Origin of the sequence: Mesorhizobium yinganensis (assembly GCF_040081985.1) — a bacterium.
Classification (GTDB): domain Bacteria; phylum Pseudomonadota; class Alphaproteobacteria; order Rhizobiales; family Rhizobiaceae; genus Kumtagia; species Kumtagia yinganensis.
Genome location: NZ_JBEBMH010000008.1, coordinates 237,108 through 259,858 on the forward strand (window position 1 = coordinate 237,108; position 22,751 = coordinate 259,858).

Annotated in this window: 24 protein-coding genes; 9 read left to right on the forward strand and 15 right to left on the reverse strand. The window is 63.3% G+C overall.

Features of this window, described 5'->3' with window-relative positions; translation table 11 throughout:
• Nucleotides 1-4 precede the first annotated feature (4 nt).
• From ABMA59_RS17325 to ABMA59_RS17335, 3 genes are all read right to left on the reverse strand, one after another.
• The gene (locus ABMA59_RS17325) at nt 5-712 is read right to left on the reverse strand and encodes an NUDIX hydrolase (protein WP_349006624.1); all 708 of its coding nucleotides are present in this window, start codon (nt 710-712) and stop codon (nt 5-7) included.
• 14 nt (nt 713-726) lie between these two features.
• Nucleotides 727-2,772, reverse strand: a complete 2,046-nt coding sequence (locus ABMA59_RS17330) for an acyltransferase family protein (protein ID WP_349006654.1) — start codon at nt 2,770-2,772, stop codon at nt 727-729.
• Between the two features lie 116 nt (nt 2,773-2,888).
• Nucleotides 2,889-4,001, reverse strand: a complete 1,113-nt coding sequence (locus tag ABMA59_RS17335) for an endonuclease/exonuclease/phosphatase family protein (RefSeq protein ID WP_349006625.1) — start codon at nt 3,999-4,001, stop codon at nt 2,889-2,891.
• A gap of 149 nt (nt 4,002-4,150) precedes the next feature.
• Between ABMA59_RS17335 and ABMA59_RS17340 the strand changes: the two genes are divergently transcribed.
• Entirely contained in the window at nt 4,151-4,747 is a 597-nt protein-coding gene (locus tag ABMA59_RS17340; RefSeq protein ID WP_349006626.1) for a BA14K family protein, read from the forward strand.
• A gap of 112 nt (nt 4,748-4,859) precedes the next feature.
• Here the strand turns inward: ABMA59_RS17340 and ABMA59_RS17345 are convergent, their stop codons facing one another.
• The 7 genes from ABMA59_RS17345 to ABMA59_RS17375 form a co-directional block, all read right to left on the reverse strand.
• Complete coding sequence (locus ABMA59_RS17345) at nt 4,860-5,150, reverse strand: PilZ domain-containing protein (RefSeq protein WP_349006627.1); 291 nt, start codon at nt 5,148-5,150, stop codon at nt 4,860-4,862.
• 121 nt (nt 5,151-5,271) lie between these two features.
• Nucleotides 5,272-5,505, reverse strand: a complete 234-nt coding sequence (locus ABMA59_RS17350; protein WP_349006628.1) for a hypothetical protein — start codon at nt 5,503-5,505, stop codon at nt 5,272-5,274.
• Between the two features lie 11 nt (nt 5,506-5,516).
• Entirely contained in the window at nt 5,517-6,602 is a 1,086-nt protein-coding gene (locus ABMA59_RS17355) for a hypothetical protein (RefSeq protein ID WP_349006629.1), read from the reverse strand.
• Between the two features lie 174 nt (nt 6,603-6,776).
• A complete protein-coding gene (gene ilvC, locus ABMA59_RS17360) occupies nt 6,777-7,796 on the reverse strand; it encodes a ketol-acid reductoisomerase (RefSeq protein ID WP_349006630.1) in 1,020 nt (339 codons plus the stop codon).
• Between the two features lie 35 nt (nt 7,797-7,831).
• Nucleotides 7,832-8,473: a TetR/AcrR family transcriptional regulator C-terminal domain-containing protein gene (locus ABMA59_RS17365; RefSeq protein WP_349006631.1), complete on the reverse strand. Its 642-nt coding sequence runs from the start codon at nt 8,471-8,473 to the stop codon at nt 7,832-7,834.
• Between the two features lie 154 nt (nt 8,474-8,627).
• A complete protein-coding gene (locus ABMA59_RS17370; RefSeq protein ID WP_349006632.1) occupies nt 8,628-9,191 on the reverse strand; it encodes a hypothetical protein in 564 nt (187 codons plus the stop codon).
• 132 nt (nt 9,192-9,323) lie between these two features.
• Entirely contained in the window at nt 9,324-10,604 is a 1,281-nt protein-coding gene (locus ABMA59_RS17375) for an FAD-dependent oxidoreductase (protein ID WP_349006633.1), read from the reverse strand.
• 109 nt (nt 10,605-10,713) lie between these two features.
• Between ABMA59_RS17375 and ABMA59_RS17380 the strand changes: the two genes are divergently transcribed.
• Nucleotides 10,714-11,436: a hypothetical protein gene (locus ABMA59_RS17380; RefSeq protein ID WP_349006634.1), complete on the forward strand. Its 723-nt coding sequence runs from the start codon at nt 10,714-10,716 to the stop codon at nt 11,434-11,436.
• Here the strand turns inward: ABMA59_RS17380 and ABMA59_RS17385 are convergent.
• Nucleotides 11,427-11,849, reverse strand: a complete 423-nt coding sequence (locus ABMA59_RS17385) for a winged helix-turn-helix transcriptional regulator (protein WP_425475931.1) — start codon at nt 11,847-11,849, stop codon at nt 11,427-11,429. The two genes, ABMA59_RS17380 and ABMA59_RS17385, sit on opposite strands and share 10 nt — an antisense overlap.
• 115 nt (nt 11,850-11,964) lie before the next feature.
• Between ABMA59_RS17385 and ABMA59_RS17390 the strand changes: the two genes are divergently transcribed.
• The gene (locus ABMA59_RS17390) at nt 11,965-12,849 is read left to right on the forward strand and encodes an SDR family oxidoreductase (protein WP_349006635.1); all 885 of its coding nucleotides are present in this window, start codon (nt 11,965-11,967) and stop codon (nt 12,847-12,849) included.
• A gap of 131 nt (nt 12,850-12,980) precedes the next feature.
• On the opposite strand, the gene ABMA59_RS17395 is transcribed toward ABMA59_RS17390, so the two are convergent.
• Nucleotides 12,981-14,891, reverse strand: a complete 1,911-nt coding sequence (locus ABMA59_RS17395) for a potassium transporter Kup (protein ID WP_349006636.1) — start codon at nt 14,889-14,891, stop codon at nt 12,981-12,983.
• Nucleotides 14,892-14,998: 107 nt separating this feature from the next.
• Nucleotides 14,999-15,739 carry a pyridoxine 5'-phosphate synthase gene (locus ABMA59_RS17400; protein WP_349006637.1) on the reverse strand — a complete coding sequence of 247 codons (741 nt, stop codon included), beginning with the start codon at nt 15,737-15,739 and terminating at the stop codon, nt 14,999-15,001.
• 104 nt (nt 15,740-15,843) lie between these two features.
• Between ABMA59_RS17400 and ABMA59_RS17405 the strand changes: the two genes are divergently transcribed.
• Nucleotides 15,844-16,239 carry a SpoIIAA family protein gene (locus ABMA59_RS17405; protein WP_349006638.1) on the forward strand — a complete coding sequence of 132 codons (396 nt, stop codon included), beginning with the start codon at nt 15,844-15,846 and terminating at the stop codon, nt 16,237-16,239.
• Between the two features lie 3 nt (nt 16,240-16,242).
• Here ABMA59_RS17405 and ABMA59_RS17410 read toward each other — a convergent pair whose 3' ends face one another.
• Entirely contained in the window at nt 16,243-17,370 is a 1,128-nt protein-coding gene (locus ABMA59_RS17410; RefSeq protein ID WP_349006639.1) for an ATP-dependent DNA helicase, read from the reverse strand.
• Nucleotides 17,371-17,572: 202 nt separating this feature from the next.
• On the opposite strand from ABMA59_RS17410, the gene ABMA59_RS17415 reads away from it, so the two are divergent.
• Nucleotides 17,573-18,283: a gamma-glutamylcyclotransferase gene (locus ABMA59_RS17415; RefSeq protein ID WP_349006640.1), complete on the forward strand. Its 711-nt coding sequence runs from the start codon at nt 17,573-17,575 to the stop codon at nt 18,281-18,283.
• Nucleotides 18,284-18,379: 96 nt separating this feature from the next.
• Nucleotides 18,380-20,113, forward strand: coding sequence for an adenylate/guanylate cyclase domain-containing protein (locus ABMA59_RS17420; RefSeq protein WP_349006641.1), 1,734 nt, complete (start codon nt 18,380-18,382; stop codon nt 20,111-20,113).
• Between the two features lie 14 nt (nt 20,114-20,127).
• Here the strand turns inward: ABMA59_RS17420 and ABMA59_RS17425 are convergent, their stop codons facing one another.
• Entirely contained in the window at nt 20,128-21,408 is a 1,281-nt protein-coding gene (locus ABMA59_RS17425) for an MFS transporter (protein WP_349006642.1), read from the reverse strand.
• A 71-nt stretch (nt 21,409-21,479) separates the two neighbouring features.
• Here ABMA59_RS17425 and ABMA59_RS17430 point away from each other — a divergent pair, with 71 nt between their 5' ends.
• From ABMA59_RS17430 to ABMA59_RS17440, 3 genes are all read left to right on the forward strand, one after another.
• On the forward strand, nt 21,480-22,121 hold the full coding sequence (locus tag ABMA59_RS17430) for a TetR/AcrR family transcriptional regulator (RefSeq protein ID WP_349006643.1): 642 nt from the start codon (nt 21,480-21,482) through the stop codon (nt 22,119-22,121).
• 117 nt (nt 22,122-22,238) lie between these two features.
• Nucleotides 22,239-22,565 carry a hypothetical protein gene (locus ABMA59_RS17435; protein WP_349006644.1) on the forward strand — a complete coding sequence of 109 codons (327 nt, stop codon included), beginning with the start codon at nt 22,239-22,241 and terminating at the stop codon, nt 22,563-22,565.
• Between the two features lie 54 nt (nt 22,566-22,619).
• Nucleotides 22,620-22,751, forward strand: a 132-nt coding sequence (locus ABMA59_RS17440) for a transposase (protein WP_349006656.1), incomplete at its 3' end; no start/stop codon positions are given.

Consider the following 22,751-nt stretch of genomic DNA (forward strand, 5'->3'; position numbering starts at 1 on the left):
GCCCTCAGTTTCCGCCGAAATGCCAGTCGACGATCGCCCTCATGTAAGGCATCGCGCCGTCGGGAAAATCGTCCGGGCTGCGGATGACGACCGCTCCATCGATCTCGGATTGTTCCTCCGACGCGACGAACGCGGCGATACGCGCAGCGATCTGCTCGGCCGTTTCATCGAGATAACAGCGGCGGAAGATCACGGTGGCGCTGTTGCGTGAATAGAGGTGATAGCTTGGGTCATGCGGGGTGGCGGAAATATCGAGGCCGGTTTCCTCGCCCACTTCCCGCGCCATGTTCGCTTCGACGTCGACCAGCCCGTCACGAAAATCAAAGGGCTCGAACGAACCGGCCGCGAAATAAATCCGGCCGGGATTGGCCGTATGGGCCGCCATGCGGATCGCCACCAGCGCGCCGTCGCTGGAAACCAGCGCCGCGTGGGCAAAAGCATGCTCCGCACCTTGCGGACGGCTGCGCCGCCAGTAGAGCAGCGTCGCATAGCGTACGGCATGGCAGCGCCCGGTCAGCCGACCGCCGGCATAAGCGAGTCCGGCCAGCAGCACGATCGTGCCATCGAACAGTGCCGCATTGGCAGCAACCTCCCGTTGCCAGTTCGCTTCGATCGCCTCCGCATTGGTGGCCTCGAACGGATGCTGGCCGGGTTCCAGCCGGACCTCTATGTCCGACACCGGAACGATCGAATTGCGGGGGATATCGAACATCCGGTTTTCCTGTTTCAATCCACCGCAGCCGGCAACGGAAAGAGTTCCCGTAATATCGGTTTGTACAAATAGCTCAGGCTTCTCGCGACCGTGGCCGTGATGTGGTCCGAATCCATGTACAACGGAATGCCGTCGTGATCAGCGGCGTTGCAACGACCATCCCGGCAAAAAGCCGGAAGCGGATCGACGATCGCCGCGCCATATTTTTCTGCCTTGGCAGCAAGAACCCTGCGAGGAAGCGCCTGCCTTTTCTCGGTATAGGGCCATGGAGGCGCGATATCGGTCGAACCGCCCGTCATCACCGCCCTGGCGAGCGCTTCTGGTACATAACGCCCCATTTCCGGTACATCCATCACCAGCACGACCTGGATTCCACGAGCTTTGAGATTTGAGAGAACACCACCCATCGCCTCCACGATCGGGGCCGACCGGTCGTCGACCGGCGGCGGCACCGACGGATCGAAATAGATGCCCTCATTCGGCAACTCGGAACCGTGAAAATACTTCGGCCAATAAGCGATCATGAAAACGACGGGAATTCGCCTGGCATCAATCAGATCAAGCACCGCCGCATTGAATTCCCTGCAGCGATTGCTGAGGCCACGGCTCGGCAGTTCCACCTCCGGGAGCGGCGGACAGCCTGCTTGCCCCGCGAAAACACCCTGCACACCGGCCTGCCTGGCCGCGACATCGATCGCGGGCGCCATGGCGGCGCCATGAGAATCGCCCCACACGAGAAACCGGGGCTGGGAATCAGAATCTCCCATCGGGCAGAGCTTGCCGGCCCGGATATCCGCTGCGGAAGGTCCCTTTCCTTCAAAGTCGAAGCATTGTGGTTCGTAAAAGCGACTTTTGTCGAAGGTGGCATTGTAGATTTGGCCGGCCTGTGGCGCGAGCCGTCCGGGAACACCTCGCTCTGCGTCCACATGAGCGGCGAAGACAGACGCCAGGGTGATGACGGCCGCGGCGCCCGCGAACACACGAGGAACCCGGCCCGTATGCCCGAGAAACGGGCGTTCGACGAAACGCCACGAGATCACCGCCGCGACAAAGGAGGCAGCCACGACAAGGCCACCCTGGGCAATGGTCAGTTCCGGCCCGTCGAAATAGCGCGTGAAAACCACGATCGGCCAATGCCAAAGATACAGCGAATAGGAAACCAGGCCGACGAACACCATGGGCGGGGCTCGCAGGAGAAGGCTGGCGGGACCTCCCGATGTTCGGCCGTGGATCACGAGCGCCGCCCCCAGGCAGGGAACAAGCGCGGTGAGACCCGGAAAAACGGTGGCGTCGCTGTAGGTGAACACAGCGAAGGCGATGAGAACGACGCCCGCGGCAGCCAGCGCTTCGCGCATCAGCGGATGCGACGCCTTCGGAACCACGTTGAAGGCGAGCATGGCCCCCAGCAACAATTCCCAGATCCGGTATTGCGACAGGTAGAAGGCCGCTTCGGGCTTTTGATAGACGGTCCATGCGCTCGCCGCCAGGGAGGCAGCCAGAACGACCAGTAGGACCAGTGCTATTCTCCGCGGCGCAAGCCAACCGAGCAGCATAAGCGTCAGCGGAAAGACGATGTAGAACTGCTCCTCGACAGCCAGCGACCAGGTATGAAGCAGCGGTTTCGTCTCGGCGGCAATGTCGAAATAGCCGATCTCCCGCTCGAACCGATAGTTCGAGATGAACAAGACGGCATTTCTGACGCTGTTTGCGAAGTAGATGAATTCCTTCGGCATGAGGGCAAACCATGCCACCACGCTACAGGCCGCGATCATCACGAAAAGCGCCGGGAAAATGCGCCGGACGCGGCGTTCGTAGAAGCGCAGGAGGCTGAATTCGCCGCGCTCCATCTCACCGGTGATCAGCGATGCCATCAGATAGCCGGAGATGACGAAAAACACGTCGACGCCGACAAACCCACCGGCAAAGCCCGGAATTCCGGCGTGGTAGAAGACGACCGGCAGTATCGCGAGCGCCCGAAGCCCGTCGATATCGGCCCTGTAGCCTGGCCGCTGCCCAGCCTCGATGCGACTATAAGTTTCAGGCTGAATTCTAAGCTGCAGATTCAAAAGGCGCGTCACTCCAGTTGTCAGTGCCGATCAGAGCGCCGGCTCGCGGCCGGCCGGACGCCGCCAATGGTCATACCGAAATGAGGAAAACATGGCAGAACCAGAAATTTTCAAGCCATATTGAGCGTAACGGCGACGGGGCAGTGGTCGGACGCCTTCGGCCGGTCCCAGCCGATACGCGGAAACCGTTCGACCTGTTGTCCTGGCGGGAAGATCGTCCGCCACGGCTGGCCGCCGCGGATGATGTCGGGAACCGCCGTGGAATTGCGCTTCGCCAGCGACGGCGACAGCAGCAGGTAATCGAGCTGGCAGAGATGCCGCTCCTGGGGCCCGCGCGTATGATAGAGCGTCCAGCGTTCCAGTTCGGGACGCCGCTCGACGATGTTTTCGGCGAAACCGTCCTGAAGCAGGATATCGAGCGCCGAACCCTGCTCGTTCACCACCGTGAAGTCGTAGCCCGGCTCGGCGTCGCCGCCGATAACGATGCGCTGGCGATAGTCGTTGAAGTCGCCGCAGATCGCCCAGCGCTTCGAGCCTGCATGGTCCTTGCTGAACCGGCTCTCGATGATGTGGCGCACGGCGCGAGCCTCGGCATGGCGAACCGGCATGGTCGCGTCGCGGCCGGGAATGCCTTCGCGCGGCCCGCCCATCGACTTGAAATGCACGGCATAGATTGTCAGCGGCTGCCCGCCGATCCGGACGTCGATCTCCAGGCAGTCGCGTCGGAAGATGCGCTCATGCGGCTCGATGCCCAGCAGAGCAAGCTGCGGCGTGTGCAGGTCGAGTTCGCCATAGGTCAGCGGCGCGTGGCTGTTCATGCGCACGAACTCGATCGGCTGGCCGTCGCGCGTCTGTTCGCGCATCATGACGGCGACATCTATGCCGCGCGTGTCGTTGCCGGCGGTGGTGAATTTCTGGCGATAGCCCTGCCCCACCATCTTGAACAAATAGCCATATTCGAAGGCCTTCAGCGCCTCGATGTTGTCGACTTCCTGCAGGCAAAGGATGTCGGCGCGCGTCGCCGCGATGGCCAGCGCCGTCAATTGCCGCGTGTCGTCGGTGTGGGCGATGGTGCGGGCCTGCTCCAGCAGCCGGTACTCGGCCTCGTCTCTGATCTGGAACAGCGACAGCGTCCGGTCCTGCTGCAACTGGTTGCGGAAACCGGAGAAGTCGAACCTGTTCATCAGGTTCTCGACATTGAATGTGGCGAGGCGCAAGGACATGCAGGCGCTTGTGCCCGCTCGGGCCGACGAAGACAAGCCCGCGCCGAGGGAACCGGAACCGTTCATCGCGCGTTCATCGTGCCCGCCTTACGATTGCGTATATCAGGAGATCAAGCGGGCGGCGGGCTGCTTTCGTTTGGAGAACGGAAATGACTACCGTAATTTCCAACCTTGCGCGCGCGGGCGCGATCGCGCTTGGCGTGCTCACCACCGTGACGTCCGGGGCTGGATCGGCGCCGATCGGACCGATCGCCGTGCCCCAATCCGTGCAGGCTCCGAATGGCGCGACAGCCGGCACGAACCTGCCCGTGGAACTCGTCCAGCACCGCCAGTGGCGCGGCGGTAATCGGGGCTGGAACGGTAACCGGGGGTGGCGCGGAAACGGCCACTGGCGAGGCAATCGCGGTTGGAACGGCAATCGCGGCTGGAACGGCAACCGGTATTGGCGTGGCAACCGCGGATGGGGACATGGCTGGGCCCGCCGCAACTACTGGCGCGACCCATACTGGTACGGCGGTTCAGGGCTCTATCTCGGCTTCGGCGCACCGTACTGGGGCTATAACAATTGGGGCTACAACAACTGGGGTTATGCCGATCCGGGTTACTACTACGCCCCGCGTTATCGCGCACCGGTTAGGGCGACGACCCACACCGAATGGTGCTATGCGCGCTATCGCAGCTACCGCGCCTACGACAACACGTACCAGCCGTATAACGGCCCGCGCCGGCAGTGCTATTCGCCGTAAATCTGACCGACGCTGCTTGAAAAGGTCGAGCCGGCGCAGTTCCCCCTGCGCCGGCTCGTGCGTTGTCCGCCGGCGCCCCCGCCGGCCCGGCCGGTCAACGCAAGGCTGGGCGTCAATCGAACGAGACACCCAGTGCGGTCATGCTGCGCCAGCGTACCGTCGCCCTGCGGGCGCGGTCCTCGCCGGAGATCAGCAGGTCGAACTGCGATGGAATGGCCGACGTATCCCCGAAGGTAAGGCGCGCGCCGTGGTCGGAGACGTTGCGCACCACGCATTCGAACGAGCCGTAGCCTTTGTTGAAAGTAAGTTTCGCGCCCTTGAGCACGCGCCGCCGCTCGCTGGCGCGACGATCCGGAAAAACCTTCCCGTCAAGGCCGATGGATTTCTCGGTGATCGGTGTCATGCCGTATCTCCTCGGTAGATACGAGGAGCACAGCAAGAAGGGGGCCAGCCAAAGCTGTAGCGAAATGGGACACCAGTCGTTAGGCAGCGACCGGGCCTTCGCGGCCGCTCACGTCATGGCCTCAGAAGGCGCTTATGCGCCCCACCACATCGACAACCACGTCCAGACCATTGAACCGCTCAGGCAACGCCTTCGCCTGACTTGGCTTGGTGACCGACACATTGATGGCAAGGTCGTCCTCGGTCCTGTTGAGGCCAATTCCGATGCCGACCACGCCACTCATTTTGGCATACGCGCTCTCGAAGTCCTTTTGGATCGAAACCGCCTGCTCCATCGAATGCTTCGAGTTCACCATGCCGCCGTTCCTCAGATAAGGGAGATTCCGAGCTGCGCCATAACATTAGATATAGGATTTGCGCCTGTGATGCCAAGGTTTCCGGCGCCACCCGACTTGGATCCTGCAAAGAGAAGTGCCACCGGGTTCCCCTGCTGGTCGACGATTATGGAACCGCTGTCGCCGGATCGCGAGAATGGAAGCTTGTCGGGCATGTTCATATCGATGGTGATCTGCCCGTCGAAACGCGCGACGCCCAGCCCCGCTCCCATATTCACCAGGTAGTTGTTGACGTTGACCGTGCGTACCCGGCCAATCGTATGGCAGGTCGTGCGTCCGGTTTTCTGGACCGTCATACCGGGAGATGCCGTCACGGCGGTTCCAGGCCGGAAGGTGGCGACTTGGGCGGATGGGGTACTGTTGTCGAATATCCCGGCACGATCCTCCTGACGTCCGTGAGCGGTCACCTTGGCAATCGCCGCATCCACGCTGTTCGGCATTCCGCCGAACTGGATATGCACGAAACGCAGAAGTTCGGCGATATCGTCCGGCCCGCTGGTGCCGCCGTCCAGCGCGCCTTGCTGCTTCACCGTGGTGCCCAGAGGCACTCTGTTGACGTCGGCAAGCACGTGATTGTTCGACAGAATGCAGATTTCCCCGGTCGCATTGTCCCTGCAGAAGCAGCCAAGGGTCCCCGCGTAGGTGACGGTCGTAGGCGACACGCTGCAACCCAGTTTGATCGGGTTGAGGCGCGTCGTGGTCCATAGTGGAACCTGCCGCCCGATGTAGATTATTTCGACTTCATTTTGCGCAATGTCTCCGATCCGTTCAACGGCGCTGCTGTTCAACTGCAGGCGGTTCTGTACGAGAACCGCGAGCTTGGCGGAATCTGCCTTGTCCGGATCGCTCTGGCTTACCCCGAGCGCTATGTTCTCGACGGCTCGCCGCTTGGCTTTCTTGCGGGCGCGGGCGCGCTTGGGATCATCGTCCAGCAGCGTCGGATCGACGAACAAGCCCATCTCCGCCCCGCCAACCGTCGCCACGCCCGACAGTTCGGTAAAGTCAAAAACTTCCCTGAATACTCTCGCTTGAACTTCAAGCGCTGAATCGAACCGCATAACACCCCCCTTTTATTCATGACTTAATATCCTATCACGAGAAAATTCGGCAGAAAACACAAGTCAATGCATATCTATGGTTGTATGATGCGATCGAACCTGATCGATCATTTAAAAAAAAAGAGTCCGCAAGCTCACGCCTGCGGACCCCTCGAAAATAAACGATGTAAAACGTTAGTTCTTCGCCTTGTCGACCAGCTTGTTCTTGGCAATCCACGGCATCATGCCGCGCAGCTTTTCGCCGACCTGCTCGATCTGGTGGGAATCGTTCATGCGGCGGATGCCCTTGAAGCGCGACAGGCCCGACCGGTATTCCTGCATCCACTCGCTGGTGAACTTGCCGGTCTGGATGTCCTTCAGGATGCGCTTCATCTCGGCCTTGGTCTCGGCGGTGATGATGCGCGGACCCGACACATATTCGCCCCACTCGGCGGTGTTGGAGATCGAGTAGTTCATGTTGGCGATGCCGCCCTCATAGATCAGGTCGACGATCAGCTTCACCTCGTGCAGGCACTCGAAATAGGCCATTTCCGGCGCATAGCCGGCTTCCACCAGCGTCTCGAAGCCGGCGCGGATGAGTTCGACCAGGCCGCCGCACAGCACCACCTGCTCGCCGAACAGGTCGGTCTCGCACTCTTCCTTGAAATTGGTCTCGATTATGCCCGAGCGGCCGCCGCCGACGCCGCAGGCGTAGGAGAGGCCGAGGTCGAGCGCGTTGCCGGAAGCGTCCTGGTGGACCGCGACCAGGCACGGCACGCCGCCGCCCTTCTGGTATTCGCCGCGCACCGTGTGGCCGGGGCCCTTCGGCGCGACCATCAGCACGTCGACGGAAGCCTTCGGCTCGATCAGCCCGAAATGCACATTGAGGCCGTGGGCGAAGGCGATTGCCGCGCCGTCGCGGATGTTCGGCGCGATCTCGTTCTTATAAATGTCGGCCTGCAGCTCGTCAGGGGTCGCCATCATCATCAGGTCGGCCCATTTCGCGACATCGGCGACGGACATGACCTTCAGCCCGTCGGCCTCGACCTTCTTGGCGGTCGCCGAGCCGGCCTTCAGGCCGATGGCGATGTCCTTGACGCCGGATTCCTTGAGGTTGAGCGCGTGCGCCCTTCCCTGGCTGCCATAGCCGATGATGGCGACCTTCTTGCCCTTGATGAGATTGAGATCGGCATCGCGATCGTAATAGACACGCATTTCGGTTTCCTTCCCGTTGAAGATGATGGCCGCTTTCAGCGGCCGGCTTGTGCTCCGTAAAGAGCGAGAAACTGCCGCGTCGCCTCGCCCGCGTCGCGGGCGATCTCGGCGGCAGTCAATTTCAGCCGGTCGCCGAGCAGCAGCCGGATCTGAACGTCGCGGGCGACCAGCCCGAAAAAGCTGCGGAAAGCCGTCTCCGCGTCATCGAAAGCGAGCAGGCCGGCCTCGCGACCGGCCTCCAGCACCGGCTTCAGACGCGCGGCCAGTGCGAACCGCCCGTTCTCCAGCACGATCGCGCCGAGATTGGTTTTCGCCGTGCCGGCATGGCTGACGGCCACGCGGTTCAGCGCGATCGAGGTTTTTGAAGAAATAACAGTGAGCCAGTCCGAAGCAAAACGCTCGAGACTGTTGGTGAGCGAGAACAGCGCGATCGGCTCGCTACCCAGCGGCTGGACCCGCACCCGCGAGGCCTGCCAGCGGACGGTCGCCGTCAGCAGCCCGTCGCGGTCGCCGAACCATTTGTAGAGCGTTTCCTTGGAACACGAGGCCCGCCGCGCCACGCCCGTCATGGTCAGCGCGTCGCCCTCCTCCACCAGCAACGCAAGCGCCGCGTCGAGAACCGCCCTCTGGCGTTCCGTTGGCGCTTCATCGCCCTGCGTTTCGGCTGCTAGCTGCAACACATCGTTCCGCGTGCAATAAACGTCCGCAAAGAATGCAGTACCGTACGTTACGGTTCGGCGCTTCTATGCGGTGAAACAAAGGTCAATGCAAGTCCAATTTTATGGGAGTTGAGATGGCAGGCGCCACCACGCGACCGGGGCACCCGTCTCCTCACGCCACCGCGAAACTCGCCTTGATCAGCTTCTCGACCTGCAACTGCCTGATGGTCGAACGGCCATTGGCTTCATGCATGAAGTTCTCGCGCTCGGCCGCGCCGTCGCCATAGACATGGTCGCAGCCGGCCCCATGACCGATTTCGTGCACGAGGTCCATCATGTCGGGGTTGCCGGTCGGGAAGATCAGGCAGCCGGGCGTCACCAGCTTGAACCATTCCGGCGTGATGCCGTAGCCGCGATGTTCGTACTGGCAAAACACAGCGGGCATCACCACCGAAAAGCTACAGCGGCCACGGATCTGTTCGTTCACCCGCCGCCGCAGCGCCTCATAAGCTTCCTTCCTGTCAGGAATGGGCGCGTTGATATCGCCGAGCAGATTGCCGCTGCCTTTCTTCCCGCCATCGGGCCATACCCGCAGCTCGATATTGTAGCGGTCAAGCACTTCCTTGGCCTTGGCGACGGTGCCGCGGTCGTCGGCGGTGTAATAATTCGCCGTGTAGAGGACGGCGATGTTGAGCGCCACCCGTTTCGGGCTGCGCCAGTTGGTTTCTTCGCTCACTGTGATCTCCCATTCAAATACAGTCAGAAACGGGCAGATAACCTCACATTGTTTCCGGCCTGTGCCGCTTGTCCGCGGTTATGTGGCGTTCGCGTCGATCGGCGGGTATCGATACGTTTTCCGGCCGGAAGATCACGCTGTCGACCAGGCGGAAGTCGAACGAGCGTGGGCGGATTGCGTGGACGCAAGCAACTGCCAATCGACTTCTTCGAGGCCGCTCGCCGCGAACGGATCGACCAGCGTCCCCGCCACCATCGAGGCCAGCAGGCGCGGCGCGGGCGGGATTTTCGCCACCGTGGCGACAAGGCGGTCGCGCAGGAAGGGCAGCAGCACCGAATCCGACTGATAGAACGGCGTGAACATCCAGGACAGCGCCTGGAAGACGCGCACATGCAGCCGCCGGGCGCGAACGTAGTCTTCAAGCGCATTGTCCAGGCTCGAATGCGCCCGCAGCGCATGCGCCAGCGCGGTCGCGTCGAGCAGCGCCATGTTCGCCCCCTGCCCGAGCTGCGGGCTGGTCGCGTGCGCCGCATCCCCGATGACCGCAAGCCGCCGCCCTGCCGGTCGCATCAGCGTGTGGTGGCCATAACGCGCCAGCACGAGCTGCTCGAAACCGTCGATCTGGTCGGTGAAGGCGCGGCATTCCGGCCACAATGAAACAAGCCTGTCCTTCCACGCATCGATGCCGGCCGCTCGTACAGGCTCGGCGTCCGCCGGTTTCAGGCTCCAGAAGAAAGCGGCCATAGGGTCGGCCTCCGGCTCCGGCCGCCCAATCGGCAGCACACCGATCATCACGCTCGCCCTGTCGTAGCGCTGCAGCAGTCCACGCAGGTCGAACCCGTCGCGCCAGCCGAGCGAAGCCCAGAGCGCGCCATAGGCGAGCGGTCTTGGCTCGCAGGAGGCGTCCGCCCGTCGGCGCAGGACGGAGCGTGTCCCCGACGCGTCGACCACCAGATCGAACGGCCCGATCCGCCTTCCATGCTCGCCGATCAGCGCGGCACTTTCCCCGCCGGCATCGATGTCCGAAATTTCCATGCCGGTCTCGACCAAAATGCCTGCGCGTAAAACGGCGCGGTGCAGTACGCCGAACAGCGCCGCCCGATGCACCGCCAATCCAAAGCGTCCGCCCGCGATGGCGTCATAACGCACGTCGAGAACCGTGCGTCCGGTCCTGGCGTCGGCGCCGTACAGACGGTCGATTCGTGCACCCAACGCCAGGATTTCCTCGAGCAGACCGAGATGCTGAAGCACCGTCAGGCCGGTCGGCTGCAGGATCAGACCCGAGCCGAGCGGTTTTGGCTCCTCGAAGCGCTCGAACAATGTCACGCGATGGCCGTCGCGGTTGAGCAGCAACGCCGCCGCAAGCCCCGCCGGGCCGGCACCGACGATCGCGATGGTCAATTTGGATGTCATGGACCCGCCCCTGCTCTCGCCGCACCCTCAATCCGAATCGCAGCAACGCAAGGGCATCTTAGCGATCATATAAACCGGGACTTAGCATCAATCGCCTACGGTCGCGGCCATGACGCCGATCGGCTTCTTCATCAGGCTGGGTCTCTCCGCTGCGCTAGCACTCGCCGCGGTCTGCGCACTCGTGGTCGGCACGTCAGACGGCGCCGTCACGGCATTCTTGTTCCTGTCTGCGCTCGTGTTTGGGATCACAATTCTCGAAGCCGCGTTCACGCGACAGGCGGACCATCTGATTACCCAGTTCCCCGGACCGGTCGTGCTCAGCGCGCCGACCTGGCAGCGCGTGGTGCTCGCGCTCTGGGTGGGATCGGTCGCAGCCTTTCTCATCTACGGCGCGGTCGTCGGCAAGGCAGGACCGCGCGACGACTGGGAATTTACGAGGCTCGTCGTCATCGGCACCTTCGGTCTGGTCGCCGGACTGGGCGCACTCTGCATGCTCCCGCGCCGCCTGCTCATCCTGGATGCCGACGGGCTCGAATACCAATCCGTCTGGGGAACCTATTCGTTCCGCTGGTCGGCCTTCTCGAGATTCTACCTGGCCGGCAGCCGCTGGCGCTTCGTCATGTGCGAATACGCCGGTCAGCCGCACCGCAAGTGGCTGTCCCGCCGTGCGCTGATGATCACCGCCCCGATCGGTATCTCGAAACATGCTCTCGCGGCGCTGCTGACCAAATGGCAGGCGCGCGCCCTGGCAAGTGAAGGCGTGCCGTCGCCACAGGCAACCGGCCCTGCGGCTTCGCACAACAGGAACCGCTCGCTGCTGGATTACGCCTGACGCGTCGCCGATTGCACGGAATCGAACTGCGCGCGCGCCTTGCGGACATTGGCGTGGTTCAGCTCCGCCCACTGGATCAGCCGCTGCAGCGGCTCGAACATCGAGCGGCCGAGGTCGGTCAGGCTGTATTCGACGCTCGGCGGCTTGGTCGGAAACACCTCGCGATGCACATAACCGTCGCGCTGCAGGTCGTGCAGGGTCTGGGTCAGCATGCGCTGGGAAATGTCGGGCACCAGCCGGCGCAACTCGCCGAAGCGATAGGGCCGCTCGGCCAGCGCCATCATCAGCAGCGAACTCCAGCGGCCGCTGAGCGTCTGGATGACGTCGCGCACCGGGCAGTTGGCAAGGCCTCTGCCGCCTTCGGCGCCGTAGACCTCGATCATCGTCCGGAAATTCGACTGCCTGGCATCCATCGCTGGTTCCCTGAATGTGCCTACCTCCCGCAAAACTGCCTTCTTTACAGCGGCGGGGCAATTCATAATTTAGTGCTGCTCTCAAAAAGAGACCACCAATCGAACGGATTTCACCATGACCGACACAATCTTCGTCACAGGCGCCTCCGGCCATCTCGGCCAGCGCGTCATCCATCATCTGCTGGAGCGCGGCGTCGCACCGTCACGGATCATCGCGGGCACCCGCGATCCCGCAAAACTCGGCGACCTCGCGGCCAGGGGCATCATCGTCCGCGCCGCCGATTTCAACGACAAGCCCGGCCTGGTCAAGGCGTTTGCCGGCGCCGACACCGTCCTGATCATCTCGACCGATGCGCTGGACGGTGCGGGCACCCGTCAGCGCCAGCACATCACCGCCGTGGAAGCGGCGACCGAAGCCGGCGCCAAACGCCTCGCCTACACCTCCTTGCCGGTGCCGGAAACCTCGAAGGTCAGCTTCGCGCCCGACCATCTGAACACCGAGAAGGCCGTGAAGGCGACCGGCCTCCCCCACCTGCTCTTCCGCGACAACTGGTACCAGGAGAACCTGTTCATGGCGCTGCCGCACGCCTTCGCCAGCGGTCAGTGGTACACATCCGCCGGCGATGGGCGCATCGCCTACGTCGCGCGCGACGACGTCGCGGCGGCGATCGCCGGCGCGCTGGTCAACTGGCCGGCCGAAAGCATGACCTACACTCTGACGGGCACAGAAGCCTTCGACAACGGAGAGGTCGCTAAACTGGCGAGTGCCGCCATCGGCAAGCCGCTGCAGGTCGTCAACCTCACCGACGAGCAACTGGCGGGCGGCATGAAGTCGGCCGGTCTGCCGGAGGCGATCATCCCGACCATCGTCTCCTTCGACACGGCCGCGCGCGCCGGCGACCTCGCGGTCATCACCGGCGATGTGGAAGCGCTGTCCGGCCGCAAGTCGAAGCCGCTGAAGACTTTCCTCGAGGAGAACAAGGCAGCGCTCGCCGGCTGATCGCCCGAAGCGGCACGGCCCCGTGCCGCATCCCAGTGGAGCGGCGGTGCCGCTTGAGCGCTCCGGCAGGCGCTACGTAGCGGCACGATCCGACCGACTGTCGAACAGGACAAACGCGCGGCGCGCCTGCCTCAGATCGCGACCTGCGTGCCGATCTCGACCACGCGCCCCGTCGGGATCTGGAAATATTCGGTCGCGTCGGCCGCCGTTCGGGCAAGCCCGATGAACAGCTTGTCCTGCCAGGCCGGCATGCCGGAATTCGGCGAAGGCCTCAGCGAGCGCCGCGACAGGAAGAACGACGTCGTCATGATGTCGAACTTCCACCCCTGCTTGCGGCAGATCGCCAGCGCCTTCGGGATGTTCGGCCGCTCCATGTAGCCGAACGTCAGCGAGATGCGCGTGAACAGCTCGTTCACGGTCTCCATGCTGACCCGCTCCTCGTCGGGCACGACCGGCTGCGGCGCGGTCACCACGGTCAGGATGACGTTCTGCTGGTGCAGCACCTTGTAGTGCTTCAAGCTGTGCATCATTGCCGTCGGCGCGCTCTGCGGGTCGCTGGTCAGGAACACCGCGGTTCCGGGCACCAGGTGCGGCGGTTTCTTGGCGATGTTGGCGGAGAGGAAGTCGAGCGGGATCTCGTTCTTGCGGGTCTTTTCGAAGAGCTGCCGCGTGCCGCGCACCCAGGTGGTCATGATCAGCACGACCGAGACCGCGACCGCCAGCGACGCCCAGCCGCCGTCGAAGACCTTGACGATGTTGGAAGCGAAGAAGCCCACATCGATGATCGCGAAGACGACGGTCAGCGATACCGCCCACACCAGCGGCCATTTCCAGATTCGCGTCATCACCACATAGAGCAGGATGGTCGTCATCAGCATGTTGCCGGTGACCGAGATTCCGTAGGCGGAGGCCAGATCGCTCGATTCGCCGAAACCGACCACCAGCATCATCACCACCAGCGCCAGCAGCAGGTTGACGCGCGGCAGATAAATCTGGCCCGACTGCGTCTTGGACGTATGCTGGATCTCGAAGCGCGGCAGGATGTTGAGCTGCACCGCCTGCCGCGTCAGCGAGAACGCGCCGGAGATGACGGCCTGGCTGGCGATCACAGTCGCGGCGGTGGCGAGCACCACCATGGGCACCAGCGTCCAGCCCTCGTTCATCTCGAAGAACGGATGGCCGATGGTCTCGCCCTTGGCCAGCACGAACGCTCCCTGTCCGAAATAATTGAGCAACAGGCACGGGAACACGATGGCAAGCCAGGCGAGCACGATCGGCCGCCGCCCGAAATGGCCGAGATCGGCATAGAGCGCCTCGGCGCCGGTCACGGCGAGAAAGATGGCGCCGACGGTGACGAAGGCGACATCCGGCGAGCGGACCAGGAACAGGATGCCTTCGGCCGGATTGAGCGCATAGAGGATTTCCGGATCGTGGATGATATGCATCAGCCCGGAAACACCGATCGCCAGGAACCACACCGCGGTGATCGGCCCGAACACGCTCGCCACGCGCCCCGAGCCGAAGCGCTGGACCGAAAACAATACGGCCAGAATGAACAGCGTCAGCGGCACGATGAACGGGTCGAAGGTCGGCGTGACGACGCTCATCCCCTCCACCGCCGACAGGACGGAGATCGCCGGCGTGATCACCGCGTCGCCATAGAACAGCCCCGCCCCCAGAATGCCGATAATCAGGATGAAGTGCGACCGGTTGGCGAAGCTGGAGCGGGCCAGCGCCATCAGCGACAGGGTTCCGCCTTCGCCGCGGTTGTCCGCCCTCAGCACGAAGCTGATGTATTTGACCGTGACGATGATCGTCAAAGCCCAGACGATCAGCGACAGCACGCCGAACACGTTGTCGCGCACCGGCAGGCCGTCGCTCGCCGACGCCACCAGCGCTTCGCGGAAGGCATAGATCGGGCTGGTGCCGATGTCGCCATAGACGACACCCAGGGCACCGAGCATGAGGACGCGCGTATCGTGCGAGTGCTCGCTGGCAACCGGAGGTGACTTTGCGTCCTCCGCTGAGCCTTCCATGGCCATCTACTCGGCGTCTCCGGCAAAACGGGCGGTGCTCTACCCCTGCTGCACTGCAATAGCAACTGCCGGAATGAGATAGCGCACAAATACCGTCCGCCGATAGGGCAATCCTACCAGCCGCAAGCCTTGAGGAACCGCCGCACGGTTTCGCTCATGCCGAACTCCAGCGCATCCGCCGTGACGGCGTGGCCGATGGAGGCTTCTGCGGCCCGCGGGATGCGCTTCATCAGCGCCGGCAGGTTGGCGACAGTCAGGTCGTGGCCGACATTGACCTGCAGCCCGAGAGCCAGCGCGGCATCGGCCGCTTTCCCCAATCTTTCCAGTTCCTTGGCGGCTTTTGCTGAATCCGAATGGCAGCTTCCGTAGGGCCCGGTGTAGAACTCCACGCGATCCGCGCCCAGCGCGCGTGCAATGTCCAGCCCCTTCGGATCGGGATCGGCGAAAAGCGAAACCCGCAATCCTCTGCCCTTAAGCCTGCGCACCACCGGCCGCAGAAAATCCGCATACGCGGCAAAATCCCAGCCATGGTCGGAGGTCGCCTGCGACGGATCGTCCGGTACTAAAGTCACCTGCTCGGGCTCGGTGCGTTCGACCAGTTCGAGGAACTCCTCCGCCGGATAACCTTCGATGTTGAACTCCGCCTGCGGGAATTCGTCGTCGATCAGCGCGCGAATTTCCGGCAGGTCGGTGAAACGCACATGCCGCTGATCGGGCCTCGGATGCACGGTCAGCCCATGCGCGCCTGCGGCAAGCGCGATCCGCCCGAGGCCGGTGACGCTCGGCCAGGGAAGGTCACGGCGGTTGCGCAGCATGGCGATGGCATTGAGGTTCACGGAAAGTCTGGCAGGCATGGTATTGTTCTCGTGGATCCTTGCCACCCCTATAGGCCCGGCGCCGGGAACGGAAAGGAGATTTTTGTGTTCAGGACAATCGGAAGCCATGAGGGAGAGTTGCCATGAACATGCTCGAAGCCGTCCCCGCGGTCCGCCGCATCGACACCGGCCGCCGCGATCTGCACGCCTTCGACGTCGTCGGGCACGTCTCACCCGCCGACATTGAGAACCTGTTCGGCCTGCTGGAGGCGGCCTGCGCCATCGACCCACGCATCGACGTGCTGTTGCGGGTCATCGACAACGAAGGCTGCGAATGGCGGGAGGTTTCGCCGGACACGATGAAGCAGGGAAAAACGCTCGCGTCCGAACATGTCCGGCGCTGCGCGGTGGTTGGCGACCGAGCTGGGCTTGCCGCCATCCACGGCATCTTCCTCGACGCAAAGCCGGTCGAATTCAGGGAATTTCTGGCTGACGACGAGGACGACGCCTGGAACTGGATCGAGGATCAGCCGGAGTGACTGTTAGCGCACCACGGTCAATCGTTCGGCAGCCCGCGTGATCGCCGTATAAAGCCAGCGCTCGCGCGTATCCTTGAAGGCAAAACTCTCGTCGAACAGCACGACGTCGTTCCACTGCGAGCCCTGCGCCTTGTGCACGGTGAGCGCATAGCCATAGTCGAAATCGTCGAAGCGCTTCTTCTGCTGCCAGGGAATCTCGGCGTCCGGGTCCTCGAACGCCGCCTTCAGCAGCTTGATTTTCGCGACGCCGCGATCCGGATCGTCCTCTTCCGGCGAGACCAGCAGGTTGATGCCCGGCTTCACGGTTTCCCGCGCCGACGTCATCACCTTCCACACCGAGCCGTTGAGCAGCCCCTTGTTGGGGTCGTTGCGCAGGCAGACCAGCTTGTCGCCGGCCTGCGGATAGTCAGCGGTAAAACCCTTCAACTCGCGCAGCCGCGCATTGTAGCGCTTTCGCGTGCGGTTGGTGCCGACCAGCACCTGGTCGGCCTTCAGCACGAGATCCTGCGTCACATCCTCGCGCCCTATGACCTGCGCGGTGCCGTAGTCGCCGCGCATGAATTCCCGGCCCTCGCGCACGTCGAGCGCCAGCCGGATGATCGGATTGTCGCGCGCCTGCCGGTGGATTTCGGTAAGCAGATAATCCGGCTCATGCTCGGTGAAGAACCCTCCGCCGGAAATCGGCGGCAACTGGCCGGGATCGCCCAGCACCAGGATCGGCGTACCGAAACTCATCAGGTCGCGGCCAAGCTGCTCGTCGACCATCGAACATTCGTCGACGACCACGAGTTTCGCCCGCATGATCGGGCTCTGGCGGTTCAGCGAAAAGGTCGGCGATATCGAAGTCTTGCCGGTCGTCTCGTCGGCCACCGTCTCCTCGCCGCGCGGCCTGTAGATCAGCGAGTGGATGGTGCGGGCGTTGGTGGCGCCCTTCGAGCGCAGCACCTGCGCGGCCTTGCCGGTAAAGGCGGCGAACTGCACCTGCCCGTCGACATGCTCGGCGAAATAGCGGGCAAGCGTCGTCTTGCCGGTGCCGGCATAACCGAACAGCCGGAATATCTGCGGCCGCCCGGCTTTCAGCCAGCGCGCCACCGCCTTCAGCGCATCGTCCTGCTGCGGAGAAAATTCCATCGGCCTGAAAGAGAGGATTCGAAGGCACTTCGCAAGGCCCGATCCTTAAGCCAAGCCCAGGACAGGAACGTAGCAAGAACAGCCGTGCCGCGCAACCATCCCACCTGTGCCTTGCGGCCCTCGCTCCCGAACCCCGCCGCCTTAAGGTGACCTTGAGCCGTCCCGGAAAGCCGCTAATCTGCGCATGAGTGGGGGATTCCCGATGGCTGCAAGCAACGCAATGGCGCTCACGCCTGAACTTGTCGCGCTGTGCGAACGGGTTGTTGCCGATCCGGGGCCGGAACCCGGCCTCGTCGAACTGACAAAAGACGAGATCGACGCGGCGGCGGCCCGGTTCGACGCCGAGTGCGGCGCCGAACCCTTGTGGGTCTTTGCCTACGGCTCGCTGATCTGGAAGCCGGTGTTCGACGCGGTCGAGGCGCGCCGCGCCACGGCCTATGGCTGGCATCGCTCCTTCTGCATGGACATGCGGCGCTGGCGTGGGTCCGACGAACAGCCGGGTCTGATGATGGCGATCATACGCGGCGGTATCTGCCATGGCGTCGCCTTCCGCCTGCCCGACGAGAACCGCCGGCAGTTGCTGTTCGACATGATCTGGCGCGAGACCAGCTATCCCGAGGACATGGCATCCATCCGCTGGCTGCACGCCGCGAGCGATGAGGGCCGGTTCAAGGCGCTCGCCTTCTGGGCCGGCCCGAAAGGCAGCTTCATCCTCGACAGGCTGCCGCTCGAAGAGGCCGCTCGCCGCATCGCGCGGGCCTGCGGCCATATCGGGTCCAACGCGGCCTATCTCTACAACACGGTCGCAAAGCTCGGCGAATTCGGCATTCGCGACCGCAATCTGTGGCGGCTGCAGGAGCTTGTGGCGGCTGAAATCTGCGGGATGACTCTGAAAAGCCGGACCGTCGGTTAAGCGGCCGCCGGCATCCGCCGAAGACAAATCCGCGTCGACTCCCCAAGACGCCGCCAATGCTGTTATCGTCGGCGGATATTCGGGGATACCGTCCTCATGTCGGAAGAACGCCTTCATCGCCGGCTCGCCGCGATCCTGGCCACGGACGTGGTCGGCTACAGTCGGCTGATGGAGGTCGACGAGGCGGGAACACTGGCGGCGCTGAAGGCGCGCCGGCGCGAAATTCTGACACCGCTGCTCGCCGAGCATGCCGGCCGGCTGGTCAAGGTCATGGGCGACGGCCTGCTGGTCGAGTTCGGCAGCGCGGTCGACGCCGTGAAATTCGCCCTCGACCTGCAGCGGAGGACCCAGGAGGCGAATGCTCCCCTGCCCGTCGACCGCCGCATCGTACTGCGCATCGGCATCAACCTTGGCGACGTGATCGTCGAGCGCGGCGATCTCTATGGCGACGGCGTCAACGTCGCGGCGCGGCTGGAAGGCATCGGCGAACCGGCGGACATCATCGTCTCCGGCAGCGTTTTCGATCAAGTCAAGCGGAAGCTGGAGACCGGTTTCGACGACCTCGGGCATAAGTCGCTGAAAAATATCGCCGAACCCGTGCGCGTCTACCGGGTGCGGCATTCGGCAATCGCAGACCGGAAAGCCGACGACACCGGGCCACTGCCGCTGCCGTCGAAACCGTCTATCGCCATCCTGCCTTTCACCAATATGGGCGGCGACGCCGAACACGAAGTGTTCACGGACGGGTTGACCGAAGACCTGATCACCGATCTTTCGCGCAATGCCAGCCTGTTCGTGATCGCGCGCCATTCGACCTTTGCCTACAAGGGAAAGTCGATCGACATCCGGCTGATCGCCCGCGATCTTGGCGTCCGCTATCTGCTGGAAGGCAGCGCGCGGCGTGCCGCCGGTCGCGTGCGCATCAACGTTCAGTTGGTCGATGCCGTCAGCGGAAATCATCTCTGGGCGGATCGGTTTGACCGCGATCTCCAGGATATTTTTGCTGTGCAGGACGAGGTCACGGCCAAGATCGTGGAGGCTTTGGTGGGGCGGCTGACGGCCCCGCCTGCCCGCACTCGCCCCAAAAGCGTGGAAGCCTACGATCTTTGCGTGCGTGGCCGGGCGCTGATCGGTATTTCGCCGGCCGCGTCGCGCGAATCGCGTCTTTTGTTGGAGCGCGCGATCATGCTCGACCCGGACTATGCGGAGGCCCATCGGCTCCTGGCTTTTCACCTCTGGCAGGCCTGGGCCCAATGGGGCGAGCCGGCTGAAATCAATCGGCCGATGGCCGTTGCCATGGCGGAAAAAGCCGTCAAGCTTGACGCGAACGACGCCGGTTGCCGCTTCGTCCTTGGACACTTGCTGGCCTATGAACGGCGCTGGCCCGAGTCGGATGCGCAGTTCGCGGCCGCGATCGAGATTGATCCGAACTATGCCGATGCCTGGGCGGACATGTCGGACTTTTCGGTGTTGAGCGGCAAGCCGGCCGCCGCGATCGAACAGGTCCAGAAAGCACTCCGCCTGAACCCGCACCCGCCCGGATGGTACTATTGGGATTTGGGGTTCGCGCAATACGCCGCCCGCCAATATGAACTGGCAGTCGCCACGTTACGCAATGAAGCCACCTACCGAACGATTTCGAGGCGCTTGCTCGCGGCAAGCCTCGCACAACTGGGACGAATGGACGAGGCGCACCAGGAAGCCGCGCTGTTCATGGCGAGCAATCCACATTTCACGATCGGCAATTGGGCCGCTTCGCAACCCTTTCGAGATGGCGCGACGCGCGACCATCTCATTGACGGGTATCGCAAAGCGGGCCTGCCGGACTGACTGTCTCCTACCGCTCACGCCGCTTGCGGCTCGCCGAACTCCTCGCGCCGCGTCGGCACGATCAGCAGCGACAGCGCCGCGGCGACGATCGCCGTCATGCCGGCGATCTGGAAGGCAAGGTCGTAATTGCCCTGCAGTTCCCGCATGTAGCCGCCGAAGAAGGCCGCCGCCGCCGCGCCCACCTGGTGCCCGGCGACGATCCAGCCGAACACCAGCGGCCCGCTGCGGTCGCCGAACGCCTCGTTGGACAGCTTTAGGGTCGGCGGCACGGTGGCGATCCAGTCGAGCCCGTAAAACACGGCGAAAACGGCGAGCGCCCAGGGCGAGAAACCGGACAGAGGCAGGTAGATCAGCGCCAGCCCCCGGATACTGTAATAGATGCCGAGAAGCTTGCGCGCGTCGAAACGGTCGGTGAGCCAGCCGGAAAAGGTCGTGCCGATCAGGTCGAACACGCCCATCACCGCGAGCAGCCCCGCCGCCTGCACTTCGGGAATGCCCATGTCGCCGCAGAACGCGATCAGATGCGTGCCGACCAGCCCGTTGGTGGTGAAGCCGCAGATGAAGAAGGTGGCGAACAGATACCAGAACACGCGCGTTCCCGCCGCCTTGCGCAGGGTCGACAGCGTGTGGGTCAGGAAATTGCCCGACACCGCCGCCGCTTGCGGCTCCGGGCCGTCGGCGCCGTAGCGCGTCAAACCGATCGACGACGGCCGCTCCGGCACCAGCAGCCAGACGATCGGCACCAGCGCGGCGGTCGCTATGGCCACCGCGACCGCCACCGGCTGCCAGCCGCCCCATTGCGACAGCGCCGCCAGCACCGGCAGGAACACCAGCAGGCCGGTCGCGGCACTCGCCGACATCAGCCCCATCATCAGGCCGCGATTGGTCTTGAACCAGCGGTTGACGATGGTCGCGCCCAGCACCGTCGCCACCGCGCCCGAGCCGACACCCGACATCACGCCCCATGTGGCAATGAGCTGCCACGGTTCGGTCATCAGCAGGCTGAGCGCCGTCGAACCCGACATGATCAGCAGCGCCGCCAGCAGCGTGCGCCGCAGCCCGATGCGATCCATCAGCGCCGCCGCGAACGGTCCTGCGAGGCCGTAGATGAAGATGCCGACGGCGGCCGCCAGCGAAATCACGTCGCGCCGCCAGCCGAAGGCGTCCTCCAGCGGCACCATCATCACCGACATGGACGAACGCAGGCCGGCCGCTATCAGCAGGCAGAGAAAAATGACGCCGACCACCACGAATGCGTAGCGCTGGCCCAGCGGATGCGGTTTTGCTATTGTCATGTGACTCACCGGTACGTATCTTGAGGCGAGAGATACGTACCGTTCAGTAACATTTTCAAGCGACCAAACCCATGAACGACGAAAAAACCGTTGGACCAACGTCGGAAGCCGACGGCAGCCGCCAGAGCCTGCGCGCCGCCGACCGTATTCTGGATACGGCACGAAAACTGTTCTACCGGGAAGGCATCCGCGCCATCGGCGTCGACGAGATCGTCCGCCAGGCCGGCGTCACAAAACCCAGCCTTTACCGCAGTTTTGCCTCCAAGGACGATCTGGCGGCCTCCTATCTGAAAGTCTACGACCAGGAATTCTGGAAACGCTTCGACGCGGCGGTCGCCGCGCATCCGGGCGACCCGCGCAAGCAGATTTTTGCGTTCCTGTCGCGCGTCGGCGAGCGCGCCGTCATGGAAGGCTATCGCGGCTGCGGTATGACCAACGCGGCGGTCGAGTATCCCGAGCCCAACCATCCGGCCCGCGCCGTCGGCGAAGCCAACAAGCGCGAACTGCGGCGTCGCCTGCGCGAGATGGCAGCGGACATGGGCGCACCCGACCCCGATATACTGGGCGACGGGCTGCTGCTCTTGATCGAGGGCGCGTATATCAGCGGGCAATTGTTCGGGCCGGGTGGCCCCGCCGCTACCGTCGCGCAAAATGCCGACCGGCTGATCGAGGCAAGCCTCTCGCGGGAAAACACTTCACATCGTCAGCCGTGATAAAGGAGGTTATTCGGTCCGAGTTGACATTGCACAGAGCCCACTCGGTGTTTTCAGCAGCTACTTCACTTTCAGATGAACTTCAAATATTCTGTTTGTGTAGAACGGGTCAAAACAATGGCCAAGCTACTCCTTCTTATCGGCGAAATGGGAGTGTTCGCAGCAATTTTTGCGGCGCTTGCATTCGTTTCGTGGACCAAGATGACCCTCGGCGCGGTGCTGACGTTTGTTGGCGCCTTTTTTCCAAACTTGAAACAAGGGAATGAGGGAGAAAGCCGAGCGACGATAAAGCTGCTTGGTGCAGAAATTTCGTTCTCCGGTGTCGTGAAATTCGGAGTAATAGTCGGCGGCGTGATTTTGATTATAGGGTCGGTAGTGGAGGGAGCGAGCACGTACTTCGATCAGGCCAATGCAGCCGACGACAGCGCAATAAAATTGACCTGAGACCCTGAACTTCCTCCAGATTTGGGTAGAGTCCGTCGATCATGGAGACGGATGATGCGACCTTCGAGGTTCACGGAAGAACAGATCATCGGGATGCTGAAGGAGCAGGAGGCCGGTGCGAAGACGGCGGATGTCTGCCGCAAGCACGGCATCTCGGCTGCGACCTTCTACAAGTTCAAGGCGAAG